17 protein-coding genes are annotated in these 13,575 nt (G+C 65.7%); 11 read left to right on the forward strand and 6 right to left on the reverse strand.

Annotated elements, in window-relative coordinates; all coding sequences use genetic code 11:
* Positions 1-65 precede the first annotated feature (65 nt).
* The gene (locus HAP40_RS04840) at positions 66-287 is read left to right on the forward strand and encodes a hypothetical protein (RefSeq protein ID WP_166818861.1); all 222 of its coding nucleotides are present in this window, start codon (positions 66-68) and stop codon (positions 285-287) included.
* Positions 288-375: 88 nt separating this feature from the next.
* Here the strand turns inward: HAP40_RS04840 and HAP40_RS04845 are convergent, their stop codons facing one another.
* The 4 genes from HAP40_RS04845 to HAP40_RS04860 all read right to left on the reverse strand — a co-directional run bounded on the left by HAP40_RS04845 (position 376) and on the right by HAP40_RS04860 (position 4,054).
* Positions 376-879: a DUF6496 domain-containing protein gene (locus tag HAP40_RS04845; protein ID WP_166818860.1), complete on the reverse strand. Its 504-nt coding sequence runs from the start codon at positions 877-879 to the stop codon at positions 376-378.
* 67 nt (positions 880-946) lie between these two features.
* On the reverse strand, positions 947-1,729 hold the full coding sequence (locus HAP40_RS04850) for an alpha/beta fold hydrolase (protein WP_166818859.1): 783 nt from the start codon (positions 1,727-1,729) through the stop codon (positions 947-949).
* 3 nt (positions 1,730-1,732) lie between these two features.
* On the reverse strand, positions 1,733-3,028 hold the full coding sequence (locus HAP40_RS04855) for an O-acetylhomoserine aminocarboxypropyltransferase (protein ID WP_166818858.1): 1,296 nt from the start codon (positions 3,026-3,028) through the stop codon (positions 1,733-1,735).
* Between the two features lie 225 nt (positions 3,029-3,253).
* Positions 3,254-4,054, reverse strand: coding sequence for an IclR family transcriptional regulator (locus tag HAP40_RS04860; protein WP_166818857.1), 801 nt, complete (start codon positions 4,052-4,054; stop codon positions 3,254-3,256).
* Positions 4,055-4,184: 130 nt separating this feature from the next.
* Between HAP40_RS04860 and HAP40_RS04865 the strand changes: the two genes are divergently transcribed.
* Genes HAP40_RS04865 through HAP40_RS04890 form a run of 6 tightly spaced genes read left to right on the forward strand, consistent with a single transcriptional unit; the run spans position 4,185 to position 8,804 of the window.
* Positions 4,185-5,150 carry a Bug family tripartite tricarboxylate transporter substrate binding protein gene (locus HAP40_RS04865; RefSeq protein ID WP_166818856.1) on the forward strand — a complete coding sequence of 322 codons (966 nt, stop codon included), beginning with the start codon at positions 4,185-4,187 and terminating at the stop codon, positions 5,148-5,150.
* 3 nt (positions 5,151-5,153) lie between these two features.
* Positions 5,154-5,771, forward strand: coding sequence for a flavin reductase family protein (locus HAP40_RS04870; RefSeq protein WP_166818855.1), 618 nt, complete (start codon positions 5,154-5,156; stop codon positions 5,769-5,771).
* Between the two features lie 55 nt (positions 5,772-5,826).
* Positions 5,827-6,687 (forward strand): fumarylacetoacetate hydrolase family protein, encoded by an 861-nt coding sequence (locus tag HAP40_RS04875; RefSeq protein ID WP_166818854.1) that lies wholly within the window; start codon positions 5,827-5,829, stop codon positions 6,685-6,687.
* 3 nt (positions 6,688-6,690) lie between these two features.
* The gene (gene hpaH, locus HAP40_RS04880) at positions 6,691-7,494 is read left to right on the forward strand and encodes a 2-oxo-hept-4-ene-1,7-dioate hydratase (protein WP_166818853.1); all 804 of its coding nucleotides are present in this window, start codon (positions 6,691-6,693) and stop codon (positions 7,492-7,494) included.
* A 25-nt stretch (positions 7,495-7,519) separates the two neighbouring features.
* Entirely contained in the window at positions 7,520-7,915 is a 396-nt protein-coding gene (locus HAP40_RS04885) for a RidA family protein (protein WP_166818852.1), read from the forward strand.
* A gap of 13 nt (positions 7,916-7,928) precedes the next feature.
* On the forward strand, positions 7,929-8,804 hold the full coding sequence (locus tag HAP40_RS04890) for an amidohydrolase family protein (protein WP_166818851.1): 876 nt from the start codon (positions 7,929-7,931) through the stop codon (positions 8,802-8,804).
* A gap of 145 nt (positions 8,805-8,949) precedes the next feature.
* Here the strand turns inward: HAP40_RS04890 and HAP40_RS04895 are convergent, their stop codons facing one another.
* Positions 8,950-9,957: an LLM class flavin-dependent oxidoreductase gene (locus HAP40_RS04895; RefSeq protein ID WP_166818850.1), complete on the reverse strand. Its 1,008-nt coding sequence runs from the start codon at positions 9,955-9,957 to the stop codon at positions 8,950-8,952.
* Positions 9,958-10,223: 266 nt separating this feature from the next.
* Here HAP40_RS04895 and HAP40_RS04900 point away from each other — a divergent pair, with 266 nt between their 5' ends.
* From HAP40_RS04900 to HAP40_RS04915, 4 genes are all read left to right on the forward strand, one after another.
* On the forward strand, positions 10,224-10,727 hold the full coding sequence (locus HAP40_RS04900; RefSeq protein WP_166818849.1) for a Twin-arginine translocation pathway signal: 504 nt from the start codon (positions 10,224-10,226) through the stop codon (positions 10,725-10,727).
* Between the two features lie 12 nt (positions 10,728-10,739).
* Positions 10,740-11,384, forward strand: a complete 645-nt coding sequence (locus HAP40_RS04905; RefSeq protein WP_166818848.1) for a ferric reductase-like transmembrane domain-containing protein — start codon at positions 10,740-10,742, stop codon at positions 11,382-11,384.
* 86 nt (positions 11,385-11,470) lie between these two features.
* Positions 11,471-12,259: a class I SAM-dependent methyltransferase gene (locus HAP40_RS04910; RefSeq protein ID WP_166818847.1), complete on the forward strand. Its 789-nt coding sequence runs from the start codon at positions 11,471-11,473 to the stop codon at positions 12,257-12,259.
* Between the two features lie 69 nt (positions 12,260-12,328).
* Positions 12,329-12,805, forward strand: coding sequence for a cyclic nucleotide-binding domain-containing protein (locus tag HAP40_RS04915; protein WP_166819619.1), 477 nt, complete (start codon positions 12,329-12,331; stop codon positions 12,803-12,805).
* Between the two features lie 129 nt (positions 12,806-12,934).
* On the opposite strand, the gene HAP40_RS04920 is transcribed toward HAP40_RS04915, so the two are convergent.
* The gene (locus tag HAP40_RS04920; RefSeq protein WP_246741171.1) at positions 12,935-13,408 is read right to left on the reverse strand and encodes a PilZ domain-containing protein; all 474 of its coding nucleotides are present in this window, start codon (positions 13,406-13,408) and stop codon (positions 12,935-12,937) included.
* Between the last annotated feature and the right edge of the window lie 167 nt (positions 13,409-13,575).

Raw genomic sequence — 13,575 nt, forward strand, 5'->3', positions numbered from 1 at the left:
CTAGCAGCCCCCAACATCGCACAGGCCTAGTCAGGAACGCCGAGAATTTCGGCGCATGAGCAGCCATGTCCCAAGCACGATCGAACGCTTACATCATCGAAATCCACGACCGCGCCGCCGGTATCGTCACGCGAGATGCGCGCGGTTTCCGCTTCTTCTCCTCCGAGCGCCTGTTCGACAGCCTCGAGGGCCGCCAGTTCCGCTCGGCGCGTGAGGCCGAGCGGGCCGCCCGGGCCGTGTTCTCCGAGCGGAGCCGCCGCGCGAACGCCTCACTCTTCGCCAACTGAACCGAGACGCAAAGATCGTCTGGAAGTGGACGCCTGGCTCCTACGATCGTCCAAGTCTTAGGGCTGCAAGTCTTAGCGCTTGCAAGTCCTAACGCTTGCGGCGCGCCCTCGTGCGCGCCGCCTTCTTGGCGGCGGCGGCGCGAACCTTGGCGCCCTTGGTATGGCTCGCCTTTCGCGCAGCGGCCGATCGCGATGCGGCGGATCGGCGGCTTGCGGCGCTCCTGGCCTGCTTCGACAATGCGCTATGCGATGCCGTCGAGCGCGGCTCCTTCTTCAGGACGTTCTCGACGGCACGCGATACGCGCGGCCGCCGTTTGGGCATGCGTTTGCCCTGGCCGACCTCATAGGCATATTTGGCGCTGCGGCGCGTCGACTTTTTGGTTCGACCTTTGCGCGGCGGCGGCAGATCGACGCCGGCCCGGCGCGCCTCGGAAAGGCCGATGGCAATGGCCTGCTTCGTCGAGCGTGCGCCGTGCCTGCCCTTCCTGATCTTGTCGATCTGGTCCTTGACGAATTCGCCGGCCTGCGTGCTCGCCGATTTTCCGGCGCGCTTGTCCTGCTTGGCTTTGCGGATGATGTCCTGTCTTGGCATGGGTCGAGTTCCCTTGGAATTGCAGGGATGTCCGACCGCAACGCGCTGGCGCGAAGATTGATCCTTCTCAGGTCCTCAGCGCCGCCAGCAGCTCGTCAGGCCGCTCGGCCATGATCATGTGACCGGCGCCCGGCACGACGACGGTCCTGGCATGCGGAATGGCCGCCGCAAGCGCCTTGCCGGCCTTGGCCGGCGTCATCATGTCCCGTTCGCCAAGAATGAGCGTGGTCGGCACCTTCACGCTCGCGGCGGCGGCAAGCGCGTTCGCGTAGGAATTGCAGGCCGACAGATCCCTGAACAGCACCCCCGGCTCGCAAGCCTTCAGCACCGCCTGAGCGCCGCCATGCATCCACAGGCCCGGCGCGAGGCTGCCGCCGAGCTCCGCGTTGAAGCCGAGACCCCAGATCGAAACCATGTCGTTTGCGTCCTGCGAATTGGCTTCGGCCGCCTTCAAGAGATCCGGACCGACCGTCATGGTCGCAGCGGTGCCGATCAGGCTCAGCGCGGAGACCTTGCTCGGGTGGCGTGCCGCCGTCTCCAGCGAGATCAGCGACCCCATGGAATGGCCGATCAGATGCGCCTTCGCCGCGCCCGCCGCGTCAAGAAGCGCCGCGGTCCAGTCGGCCATCTCGGCGATGTCAGACAGCGAGGGGCCGGCCGAGCGGCCGTGGCCGGGCAGATCAGGCGCCAGCACGCCAAAGCCGTGATGGGCGAACCAGCGCGTGTGCAGCGCCCAGGTGGAATGATCGAAGCCGGCGCCGTGGATGAAGACGACCGCGGGCAGGGACTTGTCGAATTCGCGGCCGCCGGTTGCGACAAATACCTCGGTGCCGTTGACGGAGAGATTCATGGCTCAAACCTTTTGCGAGATGCGCAGCGCCTGGGCGAGATCGTCGATGATGTCGCTTGCCGTCTCGATCCCGACCGAGAGCCGCACCAGTTCCTCGCCGATGCCGGCGGCCTTGAGCTGTTCGGCATCCATCTGCTGGTGCGTGGTCGAGGCGGGGTGGATCACCAGCGTCTTGGCGTCGCCGACATTGGCGAGATGGCTGATCATGCGCAGCGATTCGATGAACTTGCGGCCGGCGGTTCGCCCACCCTTGATGCCGAAGGAGATGATGGAGCCGGCACCTCGCGGCAACAGCTGCTTTGCCAGTTGATAGTCCGTGTGATTCTCCAGCGAGGGATGCAGCACCCAGTCCACGGCCTTGTTGGCGCTCAAAGCGTCCAGCACGAGGTGCGTGTTCTGCATATGCCGGTCCATGCGCACGCCGAGCGTCTCCACGCCCTGCAGCAGCTGGAACGCATTGGTCGGCGACAGGCAGGCCCCGAAATCGCGCAGGCCCTCGGTTCGGGCGCGCATGATGAAGGCGGCGGTGCCGAACTGCTCGTCGAAGACGATGCCGTGATAGCCGCCATAGGGCTCGGTCAGCACGCCGAATTTGCCGGATCCGCGCCAGTCGAACCGGCCGCCGTCGACGATGGCGCCGCCGATCGCGATACCGTGGCCGCCGATCCATTTGGTCGCCGAATGCATCACGATGTCGGCCCCGAGCTCGATCGGCCGGCTGAGATAGGGCGTGGCAAAGGTGTTGTCGATCAGCAGCGGAATCTTCGCCTCATGCGCGATCGCCGCGACCTTGGGAATGTCGAGCACTTCAAGTCCGGGATTGCCGATGGTCTCGCCGATCACGAGCTTCGTAATCGGCTTGATCGCCGCGCGGAACGCGTCGAGATCGCGCGGCTTGACGAAGGTCGTGGTGATGCCGAAGCGCGGCAGCGTGTGCGCCAGCAGGTTGATGGTGCCGCCATAGAGCGAGCTCGACGCTACGATGTGGTCGCCGGCGCTGAGCAGCGTCGCGATCGCCAGATGCAGCGCCGCCATGCCGCTGGCGGTGCAGATCGCGCCGACGCCGCCCTCCAGCGCCGCAAGCCGCTCCTCCAGCACGCCGGTGGTTGGATTGGAGATGCGCGTATAGATGTGGCCGGCGCGCTCCAAGTTGAACAGCGCGGCGGCGTGGTCGGAATCCTGGAACACATAAGATGTGGTCTGGTAGATCGGCACCGCGCGGGCGCCGGTCGCGGGATCTGGGTGCTGGCCCGCATGCAGGCTCAGGGTCTCGAAGGCGGGCGGTTTGGGTGCGGGCATGCGTGACCTCGTTGGTCGATCGGCGATGGGGCGTTGTGCCACAAAAGCACGCACGAAGTCAGCCCATTGACTCTTCTCGAGCGGTCGTCATGCCCGGGCATCGCCGTCCGAAGGACGGCGGCGCTTCCGCTCGCCAGGTCCCGTGCATTCACGGTCTTCGTGCGGTTGAAAAGGCGTGGATGGCCGGGTCAAGCCCGGCCATGACGCTGCGGTAGGGGCCGCGTCCTAATCGAGAGTCCCCCGGATCGCCTGCTCGATGCTGCGCGCCTCGCGCAGCAGGATCTCCGCGACCTCCTGCTCGCGGCGCGGGCCGAGCCTCGTCCGAACGGCGGAGACTGTCATCGCGGCAGCCGGCTGCCCGTCCGGCGTCTTGATCCAGGTCGAGATCGATTTCGTGCCCTGCACGAGGCCGATCTCCCGCAGGCCATAGCCGAGCCGTCTTGCCGCGGTCACCTCGCCCATCACCGTCGCCACATCGGTCCGGTAGGCTTCGAACCGCTTCTCGTTCGCCGCGACGATTTTACGGGCGTCCTGCGCCGGCATCGCGGCGAGGATGGCGACGCCGGCGCTGGAGACGCCGAGCGGCCGGCGCGCGCCGACCTCGATCGACAGCACCTGGATCGGATAGACGCCGATCCTGCGATCGACGCACAGCGTGTCGTTGCCGGTGCGCACCGTCAGGAACAGCGTGTCGCCGATCTCGCTGGAAGTGCGCCGCAGGGATGGATTGGCGGCGACCAGCAGCCGCGACGGCCGGGGGCGCGCGAGTGCCAGCTCCGGCACCTGGTTGCCGATCGCATAGCGGCCAGTCCGCTCGTGCCGCTCGACGATGCCTTCCTCGATCAGCACATGGACGATGCGATGCACGGTCGGGCGGGTGAGGCCGGTGGCCCGCACCACCTCGGCCAGCGGCACACCGTCTTCGCGACCTGCGGCAAGAATGCGCAGCACCGCGAGCGCGCGGCGGATTGCCTGCGCGCCCTGGCGCGGCTCCATCGCATTGCGGGCGAATCTCGTTCTGTCCATAATATGGACAAGAACGCCACAATTCCCTCGACAGGACAAGCGCCCATCTGAAGATGCGCCCCGATCGGGATGCCATGCGCGACGTCATCGGCACCCGATATGGAATTGGAAGCGCCGTCGGGAGGTTGAGATGCGATTGATCTGGATTGCCATGGCCGCCGCTGCCGCGATGCTGGCAGGGCCTGCGTCGGGCCAGCAATGGCCGGCGCGCAACGTCAAGCTGATCGTGCCCTATCCGGCCGGCGGCAATGTCGACAGCGCGGCGCGCATCATCGCCGACAAGCTCCAGGAAAAGCTCGGCCAGCCCTTCGTCATCGAGAACAAGGCCGGCGCCGGCGGCATGATCGCGGGCGAAGCCTTCGCGAAATCGGCGCCCGACGGCTACACGCTGTTCGTCGGCGCCAACGGCCCGGTGCTGTTCGCGACCGAGATCAACAAACGCGACGCCTATAGCTGGAAGAAGGATTTTCTGCCGATCTCGACGATCTCGATGACGCCGCTGGTGCTCGAGGTGCATCCGTCGGTGCAGGCGACGAACTTCAAGGCGTTCATCGATCTCGCCAAGCGCGAGCCCGGCAAGCTGACCATGGCCTCGCCGGGTCCCGGCACCACCAACCATCTCCTCAGCGAGCTGATGCAGTCGAACCTCGACCTGCAATGGGTCACCGCGCATTACCGCGGCAACGCGCCCGCGATCAACGACCTGCTCGGCGGCCAGGTGCAGTTCGCGTTCGACCAGCTCACGGTCAGCCTCCAGCACATCAAGGCCGGCCTGTTCCGCCCGCTGGCCGTCACCAGTCCGCACCGCCTGAAATCGTTGCCTGACGTGCCGACCTTCGCCGAGCTCGGCTACAAGGACTTCGACGGCCAGACCTTCACCGGCCTGTTCGCGCCCGCGGGCACGCCGGCGCCGATCGTGGAGAAGCTGCACGAGACGCTGGTTGCGATCCTGAAGGACTCGGCCATTGCCGACAAGTTCGAGAAGCTCGGCGGCGAGGCGACACCAATGACGCCCGACGAGTTCAAGGCCTATCTCGCGCGCGAGGACGCCAAGTGGATCCCGGTCGTGCGCAAGGCCAACATCAAGGCTGACTGATCGATGCGGATCGATCCCACCGAGCTCGGCGCGGAGCGCATCTACCGGCTGATGACCGGCATCGTGGTGCCGCGCCCGATCGCGTGGGTCACCAGCCTGTCGCGCAGCGGCGTGCTCAATCTCGCGCCGTTCAGCGCCTTCACGTTCGTCTCGCAGAAGCCGCCAATGCTCGCCATCAGCGTCGGCCGCAAGGGCGCCGACTACAAGGACACCGCGCACAACATCCTCGATACCGAGGAATATGTCATCCACATCGCCGATACCCCGCTGATGACCGCGCTGCATGACAGCTCGGTCGAGCATCCGCCTGAGATCAGCGAGGTCGAGCATCTCGGGCTGGAAACGCTGTCCTGCGAGCTCATCAAGGTGCGCCGGCTCGCTGCGGCGCCCGTCGCCATGGAATGCCGCTTCCGGCAGTGCCTGGAATTCGGCGAGGCGCGCAGCCGGTTGATCGTCGGCGAGGTCGTGATGTTCCACATCCGCGACGGGCTCGTGAATGACGGCAAGGTCGAGACCGGGGCGCTCGACCCGATCGCGCGCATCGGCGGTCCACGTTATGCCCGGCTCGGCGAGATCGTGACGCTGAACACCGTGTTCCAGACGCCCAAATCGAAAGACTGAGCGCGCGGGCCGGTCATCCCGCCCAGCCGCCTCGAGATCATCGGAGGACATGACAATGCGACTGCTGAGCTATCTCCTCGACGGGGAGCCGCGCTATGGCGCGGCCGTCGAAGGCGGGGTGGTCGATCTGACCAGGCGCATCGGCCGCGATTATTCGGACGTGAAAGCGCTGATCGCCGCCAACGCACTCGCCGATGCGCAGGAAGCAGTCGCCGGACAACGACCGGACTACGCGCTGGACAAGCTCGTGCTGCTGCCGCCGGTGCTGGCACCGGAAAAGCTCTGGTGCATCGGCGTCAACTACGCCGAGCGCAACGCCGAGTACAAGGACAATTCGGAGCTGCCCAAATATCCGAGCCTGTTCGTGCGCAGCATGTCCTCCATGGCCGGCTCCGGCCAGCCGCTCGAGAAGCCGAAGGTTTCCGATCAGCTCGACTATGAAGGCGAGCTCGTTGTGGTGGTCGGGCAGGGCGGCCGTCACATTTCGCGCGACAAGGCGTGGTCGCACATCTTCGGCATGACGCTGTGCAACGAGGGCACGATCCGCGACTGGCTGCGTCATGGCAAGTTCAACGTCACGCAAGGCAAGAACTTCGACCGCTCCGGCAGCATCGGCCCGTGGATCGTCACGTCGGACGAGCTCGACCCGCGCGGGCCGCACGATATCGTCACCCGCGTCAACGGCGAGGTGCGGCAGCAGGACACGACCGAGCGGCTGATGTTCCCGTTCGATGTCCTGATCTCCTATCTCTCCACCTTCGCGACCCTCAAACCCGGCGACATGATCGTGACGGGCACGCCGACGGGGGCCGGCGCGCGCTTCGATCCGCCGCGCTGGCTCAAGGTGGGCGACGTCGTCGAGGTCGAATCCAGCCGCATCGGCGTGCTGCACAACACCGTCGCCGCGGAGCAGTAGACGATGCTGGACGCCGCCACGATCGAACGGCTCGCCGCGCGCCTTGACGAGGCCGAGCGCACGAAATCGCTGATCCCGATGCTCACGAAGGAATATCCCGACTTCAGCATCGAGGACGCCTATGCCGTCCAGCGCGCCTGGACCAGGCTTCAGCTCGGCCGTGGCCGCGTCATCAAGGGACACAAGATCGGCCTGACCTCCAAGGCGATGCAGAACGCGGTCGGTATCAACGAGCCCGATTACGGCGTGCTGTTCGCCGACATGTTCTATGCCGACGCGACGCCGATCCCGTTCGACCGCTTCCATGCGCCCCGCATCGAGGTCGAGCTCGCCTTCGTACTGAAGGCGCCGCTGCGGGGACCCGACTGCACCATCTTCGACGTGCTCAACGCCACCGACTACGTCACGCCCGCGCTGGAAATCCTGGAGACGCGCATGCATCGCGTGGACCCCGAGACGGGCAAGACCCGCAAGGTGATGGACACGATCTCGGACAACGCCGCAAACGCCGCGCTGGTCCTTGGTGGCCGGCCGTTCCGCCCCCTGGATGCGGATCTGCGCTGGATCGGCGCGCTCTTGTTCCGCAACGGCGAGGTCGAGGAGACCGGTCTTGCCGCCGGCGTGCTGAACCACCCCGCCAACGGCATCGCCTGGCTCGCCAACCGCCTCGCGCCACACGACGAGCATCTCGCCGCCGGCGAGGTGGTGCTGGCGGGATCGTTCACGCGGCCGGTCGACATTCGCCGCGGCGACACCTTCCACGCCGACTACGGCGCGTTCGGCTCGGTGTCGTGCCAGTTCGTCTGAACCAACTGGAAACAGGGAGCGCATCATGACGGGTCAATCGCGGCGCAGGAGCATCCACATCGGCGGCTTCAAGCACGTCAATCCGATTCCGAATGCTTGCCGCATCGGCAATCTCGTGATGTCGGGCGTCATCCTCGGCCGCGATCCCGCGACCAATGCGATGCCCGAGAGCCTCGACGCGCAATGCGCCAACATGTTCGCGCACATGAAGGCGACGGTGGAAGCCGCCGGCGGCACCACCGACGACATCATCAAGATGACGGTATGGCTGAAGGACCGCACGCAGCGCGGCCCCGTCAATGTCGAGTGGCTGAAGATGTTTCCGGACGAGCATTCTCGGCCCGCGCGCCACGCGCTGCCGATGGACAACATGGACGGCGGCGCGCTGGTGAGTTGCGACTTCACCGCCGTGATCGACTGAAGGAGCTTCGCGCATGCCGACCTATCTGCCGTTCGATCCCAATCCGCGCCGCCCGGTCAAGGCACCGCCGCCGAAGACCGTGGACAGCCAGTTTCACGTGCTGGGGCCGATCGACAAATATCCGGAGCGGCCCGGCGCGGCCTATCGGATGCCGACCGCGACCTGGGAAGCGGCGCTGCGCATGCACAAGACGCTCGGCATCGAGCGCGGCATCATCGTGCAGACCACCACTTACGGCGCCGACCATGCCGTCGTGCTCGACGGCCTCGCCGCGATGGGCCCGAACTATCGCGGCTGCGCCAACGCGCTGGTGTTTGCGGAGGCGAACGATTCCTATCTCGCCAGGCTGCATGACGCCGGCGTGCGCGGGGCCCGCTTCAGCTTCCGCCAGGAGCTCGGCGCGGTGCTGTCGGATGCCGATTTCGCCCGCGCCATCGCCCGCATCCGCGAGCTCGGCTGGTACGTCAAGATCCAGCCGGAGAAGGACGGCATCGTCTCCAGCGTCGCCAAATACGAGAACCTCGACGTGCCCGTGCTGATCGACCACATGGCGCGCCCCGATCCGGAGGCCGGCAGGAACGATCCGAATCTGCGCAAGATGCTGGAGCTGCTCACGAAGGGCAATTTCTGGGTCATGCTGTCGCTCGGCGAGAAGACATCGAAGGCCGGCGCCCCCTACGACGACGTGATTCCGATCGCGCGGACCTATATCGAGGCTGCACCCGACCGCTGCGTCTGGGCCAGCGACTGGCCGCATCCGGTCTCGGTGAAGCAGCCGCCGAACGATGCCGATCTGCTCAAGCTGATGTACCGCTACGCGCCCGACCAGGCGGAGCTGGAGAAGATCCTCGTCCACAATCCGGCAAAGCTGTTCGGCTTTCCGGATTAGACGGGGCCGCCGTCATTGCGAGGAGCGAAGCGACGAAGCAATCTAGACTGTTTCCGCGAAGGCAGCCTGGATTGCTTCGCGGAGCCTGTCATCGGGCCGCGCTTCGCGCGGACCCGGTGGCTCGCAATGACGAGCGCGATCCCGCTCACACGGCCGGCTGCTTCGCCAGCCGATCCCGCACCGCCGCTGCGATCTCGAACGAGCGCAGCCGCGCGGAATGGTCGTAGATCTGCCCCGTCGTCATCAGCTCGTCGGCCCCGGTCTCGAGGATCAGCGTTTTCAGCTTCTCTTCCCCCACCTCGAGCGAGCCGACCGCGGAGCACGACAGGGACTGGCCGACCATGGCCTTCTCCGCCGGCGACCACAGCGCGTCCATGTCGTCGACGGGCGGCGGCAGCGGGCCGGGCGTGCCGCGGCGCAGGTTGATGAACTGCTGCTGGAGCGAGGAGAACATCCGCCGCGCCTCGGCGTCGCTGTCCGCCGCGAACACGTTGACGCCGACGATTGCATAGGGCTTGTCGAGCTGTGCCGAGGGCTCGAAGCGCGCGCGATATTCGCGCAGCGCCGGCATCATCATCTGCGGCGCGAAATGCGAGGCGAAGGCGAAGGGCAGGCCGAGCATGGCCGCGAGCTGCGCGCCGAAGGTGCTCGATCCCAGGATCCACAGCGGCACCTTCGTCCCCATGCCGGGCACGGCGCGGATCGCCTGGTTTGGCTGCAAATCGCCGAGCAGCGCCTGCAATTCCAGGACGTCATGCGGAAAATTCTCGGACGTGGTGGCGAGGTCGCGACGCAGCGCCCGCGCGGTGAACTGGTCGGTGCCCGGCGCGCGGCCCAGCCCCAGATCGATCCGCCCGGGATAGAGCGATTCCAGCGTGCCGAACTGCTCGGCGATGACCAGCGGCGAATGGTTCGGCAGCATGATCCCGCCGGACCCGACGCGGATCGTCTTGGTCCCCCCCGCGACATGGGCGATCACCACCGAGGTCGCCGCGCTCGCGATCCCGGTCATGTTGTGATGCTCGGCTAGCCAGAACCGCTTGAAGCCCCAGCGTTCGGCATGCTGGGCGAGATCGAGCGAGTTGCGAAACGCCTGCGACGCGTCGCCACCCTGGCGGATGGGCGCGAGGTCGAGCACGGAGAAGGGGATCATGGGGGGCACCGGCGGGAGGGGGAGCGCCATCACATGTAGTGTCACGGCGCAGGATGGGTAGAGCACTTGAGAACCCATCCTCTTCGCCGCCGAACGAGCGGAGGGTTTCACTCCGTTCGACCATCCCACGAAGCTATTCGGGCAGCCCGCATCCTCGTTCACAACACTGTTATTGCGGCCCTTGGCGCCCTTCGTCGCAACTGGGCGTTTTGCGCCTGTTGTTGTAGCCTGCAGGAGCAACCGAAGGGTTGCCAGGAGGAACCGACATGACCACGGTCGTATTCAACCGCCGAAGCCTGCTCGTCGCGGGCGGCTCCGTCCTCGCAACCGGGGTCTTGGCATCAGGCGTTTCCGGATTGCTGTTGCCGGCCCGCGCGGCGGGCCTCGCGCCGACCGAAACGATGTCGGGCGGGGCGAATAATTACCGCAAGGGCGCGGCGGTCGTGGAGCGGATCGGCAAGGGCGGCTTCTGGATGAGCGGCACCGTCCGCCGCGCCGGCGACGGCACGCCGCTCGCGGGGCAGCGCATTCAGATCTGGGCGCACACGGTCGAAGGGCAGGAGCACGAGCCGCAAAGCCACGGCGCCACGCTCACCGACAAGGACGGCAAGTTCCGGCTGGAGATGCCGCAGATCATTCCCATCTTCGGCCAGCCGCATGGCCACCTCGCCTATGACAGCGGTGACTTCAAGACCGTGTTCCTGCGGCCGGTGATGCGCAGCGCAAAGGAAACCAGCCTCGAGGCGCACTTCGTGCTTCAGCCGGCCTGAGCCGACTTGCCGATGAAAGGATGGAGATCGGCAAGGGCGCCCCTGATCTGGGTCGCCCTTGCCTTGGCCATCGGCGTGCCGGTCGCGCTCGCCGCGACAAGCGAGCAGCTCGCATGGCGCGGTCCGGTCTACATCCTCGCCGGATTCACGGGGATCATCGCCCTCGGCCTCGTGCTCGTTCAGCCCCTGCTGATCGGCGGCTATCTGCCGGGCCTGTCGGCCTATCGCGGCCGGCGTGCCCATCACTGGATCGGCGGCGCGCTGGTCGTCGCGGTGGTGATCCACGTCGCCGGCCTCTGGATCACCAGCCCGCCCGACATGATCGACGCGCTGACCTATGCGTCGCCGACGCCGTTCTCCCCCTTCGGCGTGACCGCCATGTGGGCCATCTTCATCGTCGCGCTCCTGGCTCTGCTGCGCCGGCGGTTGGGACTGCGGCTGCGAACCTGGCGCGTCATCCATATCCCCCTCGCGATCGTCATCGTCGCAGGCAGCGTGGTCCATTGCCTGCTGATCGAGGGGACGATGGAGGCGATCTCGAAGGCGGCGCTGTGTGCGTTGATCCTGCTGGCGGCCGCAAAGGTGATGGCTGACCTTTGGCGGAGGCGGGCGCTGCGCGGCGAGAGTGTCGCACGGGAACAGGCCAAGGCGGATTAGCTTCCACCCGACACTTTCCCCATCCCAACCTTTGTGCGCAGAATGACACGCGCCAAGGATCGTCATCGGGCCGGGAGGATCTCGGAATGGCAGAGCAGACAATTCGCTTCGACGACGGTGCCGCCTACGAGCAGATGATGGGAATCTGGAGCCGGTCCGCCGGCGAGATATTCCTCGATTGGCTGGCGCCTCCCGCAGGCTTGCGATGGATCGACATCGGTTGCGGCAACGGGGCCTTCACCGAACTGTTGGTCGAGCGATGCGCCCCCGTCGAGGTCCAGGGCATCGATCCCTCGGCCGAGCAACTCGCCTTTGCGCGGACGCGACCTGCCGCGCGCCTGGCGAAGTTTCGCCAGGGTGATGCCATGGCGCTTCCTTTCGCCGACCGCAGCTTCGATGCGGCTGTGATGGCACTGGTTCTCGTGTTCCTTCCGGACCCCGTCAAGGGCATCAGTGAAATGGTTCGGGTCGTTGTCCCCGGTGGTTCCGTTGTGACGTATATGTGGGACATGCTGGGTGGCGGCTTTCCGCTCGATCCGATCTACGACGAGATCAAGGCCATGGGCATTCCGGCAAACCGGCCGCCGCGAATGGACGCGTCTCGCATGGACGCGTTGCGCGAGCTGTGGCTCGGGGCAGGTCTTGCGGACGTGCAAACGCGGGAGATTACGGTGCAGCGGACGTTTTCTGGCTTCGACGATTTCTGGGCCACGAGCCTGAAGTCTCCCGCGCTTCGGCCGTCGGTTGCCGCGATGAAGCCCGCGGACGTCGAGGCGCTCATCGCGCAGGTCCGTGCGCGCATGCCGACCGATACCGATGGCCGCATCACCTGCAATGCGCGCGCACACGCGATCAAGGGACGCCGGCCCGGATAGCTCGAGTTTGAGGAAGGGGCGATGCCTGCTCTGCTTGCCGCAGATAGCGGCGGGGCGTATCTTAGCGCGATGGTTGTCGCTGTCCCCGACCTGAAAGCGTTCCTGCTCGCGACGCCGTTCTTCGGTGGTCTTCCGGACGCAGGCCTCGACCTCCTGATGTCGATGCTGGTCGAACGCCACTTCGATGCCGGTGCGATCGTGGTGGCGGAAGGCGAGCCGGGACGCTCGATGTTCATCGTCAAATCCGGCCTGCTGGCGGTGAGCAAGCGGGCGAATGCGGGGCGTGTCGTACAGATTTCCCGTTTGAAGCCCGGCGATTTCTTTGGTGAGATGACGCTGATCGAAATGCAAAACCGCTCCGCCACGGTGGTCGCTGAGAGTGCGACGGTGCTGTACGAGCTGACGGCCCAAAATCTCTATGCCTGCTACAAGGCCGATATCCACGCCTACGTGATCGTCCTGCAGAACATCAATCGCGAGCTATGCCGGCGCCTGCGCCGCGCCGACGACCGCCTCACCCGACAGCAGCTGGGTGGCGACAATTGATCGTGCCGGATAGGTAGAGCGTAGCGAAACGCCGCCAGCCGCCTCGACAAGGGCCAGGCGAGGACATTCCAGGGAGGCTGTTCGATCGCCTCGTCGCCGCGCACAAGAAAGCACGTCGGCACTTTCGAGCTAGCAGCGCCCACGGCGACCCGCGATCGGGCGGCCAAGTCGCACCACGTTCGTCGTGCCGCTGGAATCATTCGCAGGTCTCGGCGAGCGGCGACGCATAAAGAAGGATACGCCGCAAAGTGTCTGCTTCCTCCACACGACGCGACAGAAGAACATCCCGGAATGGCCGTCGAATGACAGCTTAAATTCGTGGGCAAATATGTAGTACGGCGTGGAGACGCAGGCCCCGAGGGCGCTGATGTCGCGTACCACGCACGGATACGTTCCGCTCATTTCGCCAAATGACAGCCGGGCCGCCCGGTTGATCGGTATCCGCTTCATGACACGACGTTCGATCATGGCGAGTGTCTCCGAACCAAGAGGTCCGATCGAACGATCTCGATGGCACTCTTCGAGAGATCGGTTTTCCGCGCCCGCCGATGCGCGGAAAATAGCAATGGTCGGCACGTTGATCTGCGCGGCGCGCGCTAACAAGCAGGATTATTGTCTCATTAAAATTGGATCGAGATAAATGGTTAATTGGAACGCCAGACACGAAATTTTGAAGGCTGGCGAAGCTGTTCAGGGATGCATTTTTTACGCGCTTTGTGCGGTGTTTCACAGCTTTTTCATGCGCCTGCCCTACGATTAAATTCGCAGCT

The organism is Bradyrhizobium sp. 1(2017) (assembly GCF_011602485.2).
Classification (GTDB): domain Bacteria; phylum Pseudomonadota; class Alphaproteobacteria; order Rhizobiales; family Xanthobacteraceae; genus Bradyrhizobium.

Excerpts from the sequence above, each read along its gene's own strand:
- HAP40_RS04840 (WP_166818861.1), top strand. The coding sequence starts at position 66 with ATGTCCCAAGCACGATCGAACGCTTACATCATCGAAATCCACGACCGC.
- HAP40_RS04845 (WP_166818860.1), bottom strand. The coding sequence starts at position 879 with ATGCCAAGACAGGACATCATCCGCAAAGCCAAGCAGGACAAGCGCGCC.
- HAP40_RS04850 (WP_166818859.1), bottom strand. The coding sequence starts at position 1,729 with ATGAATCTCTCCGTCAACGGCACCGAGGTATTTGTCGCAACCGGCGGC.
- HAP40_RS04855 (WP_166818858.1), bottom strand. The coding sequence starts at position 3,028 with ATGCCCGCACCCAAACCGCCCGCCTTCGAGACCCTGAGCCTGCATGCG.
- HAP40_RS04860 (WP_166818857.1), bottom strand. The coding sequence starts at position 4,054 with ATGGACAGAACGAGATTCGCCCGCAATGCGATGGAGCCGCGCCAGGGC.
- HAP40_RS04865 (WP_166818856.1), top strand. The coding sequence starts at position 4,185 with ATGCGATTGATCTGGATTGCCATGGCCGCCGCTGCCGCGATGCTGGCA.
- HAP40_RS04870 (WP_166818855.1), top strand. The coding sequence starts at position 5,154 with ATGCGGATCGATCCCACCGAGCTCGGCGCGGAGCGCATCTACCGGCTG.
- HAP40_RS04875 (WP_166818854.1), top strand. The coding sequence starts at position 5,827 with ATGCGACTGCTGAGCTATCTCCTCGACGGGGAGCCGCGCTATGGCGCG.
- hpaH (WP_166818853.1), top strand. The coding sequence starts at position 6,691 with ATGCTGGACGCCGCCACGATCGAACGGCTCGCCGCGCGCCTTGACGAG.
- HAP40_RS04885 (WP_166818852.1), top strand. The coding sequence starts at position 7,520 with ATGACGGGTCAATCGCGGCGCAGGAGCATCCACATCGGCGGCTTCAAG.
- HAP40_RS04890 (WP_166818851.1), top strand. The coding sequence starts at position 7,929 with ATGCCGACCTATCTGCCGTTCGATCCCAATCCGCGCCGCCCGGTCAAG.
- HAP40_RS04895 (WP_166818850.1), bottom strand. The coding sequence starts at position 9,957 with ATGATCCCCTTCTCCGTGCTCGACCTCGCGCCCATCCGCCAGGGTGGC.
- HAP40_RS04900 (WP_166818849.1), top strand. The coding sequence starts at position 10,224 with ATGACCACGGTCGTATTCAACCGCCGAAGCCTGCTCGTCGCGGGCGGC.
- HAP40_RS04905 (WP_166818848.1), top strand. The coding sequence starts at position 10,740 with ATGAAAGGATGGAGATCGGCAAGGGCGCCCCTGATCTGGGTCGCCCTT.
- HAP40_RS04910 (WP_166818847.1), top strand. The coding sequence starts at position 11,471 with ATGGCAGAGCAGACAATTCGCTTCGACGACGGTGCCGCCTACGAGCAG.
- HAP40_RS04915 (WP_166819619.1), top strand. The coding sequence starts at position 12,329 with ATGGTTGTCGCTGTCCCCGACCTGAAAGCGTTCCTGCTCGCGACGCCG.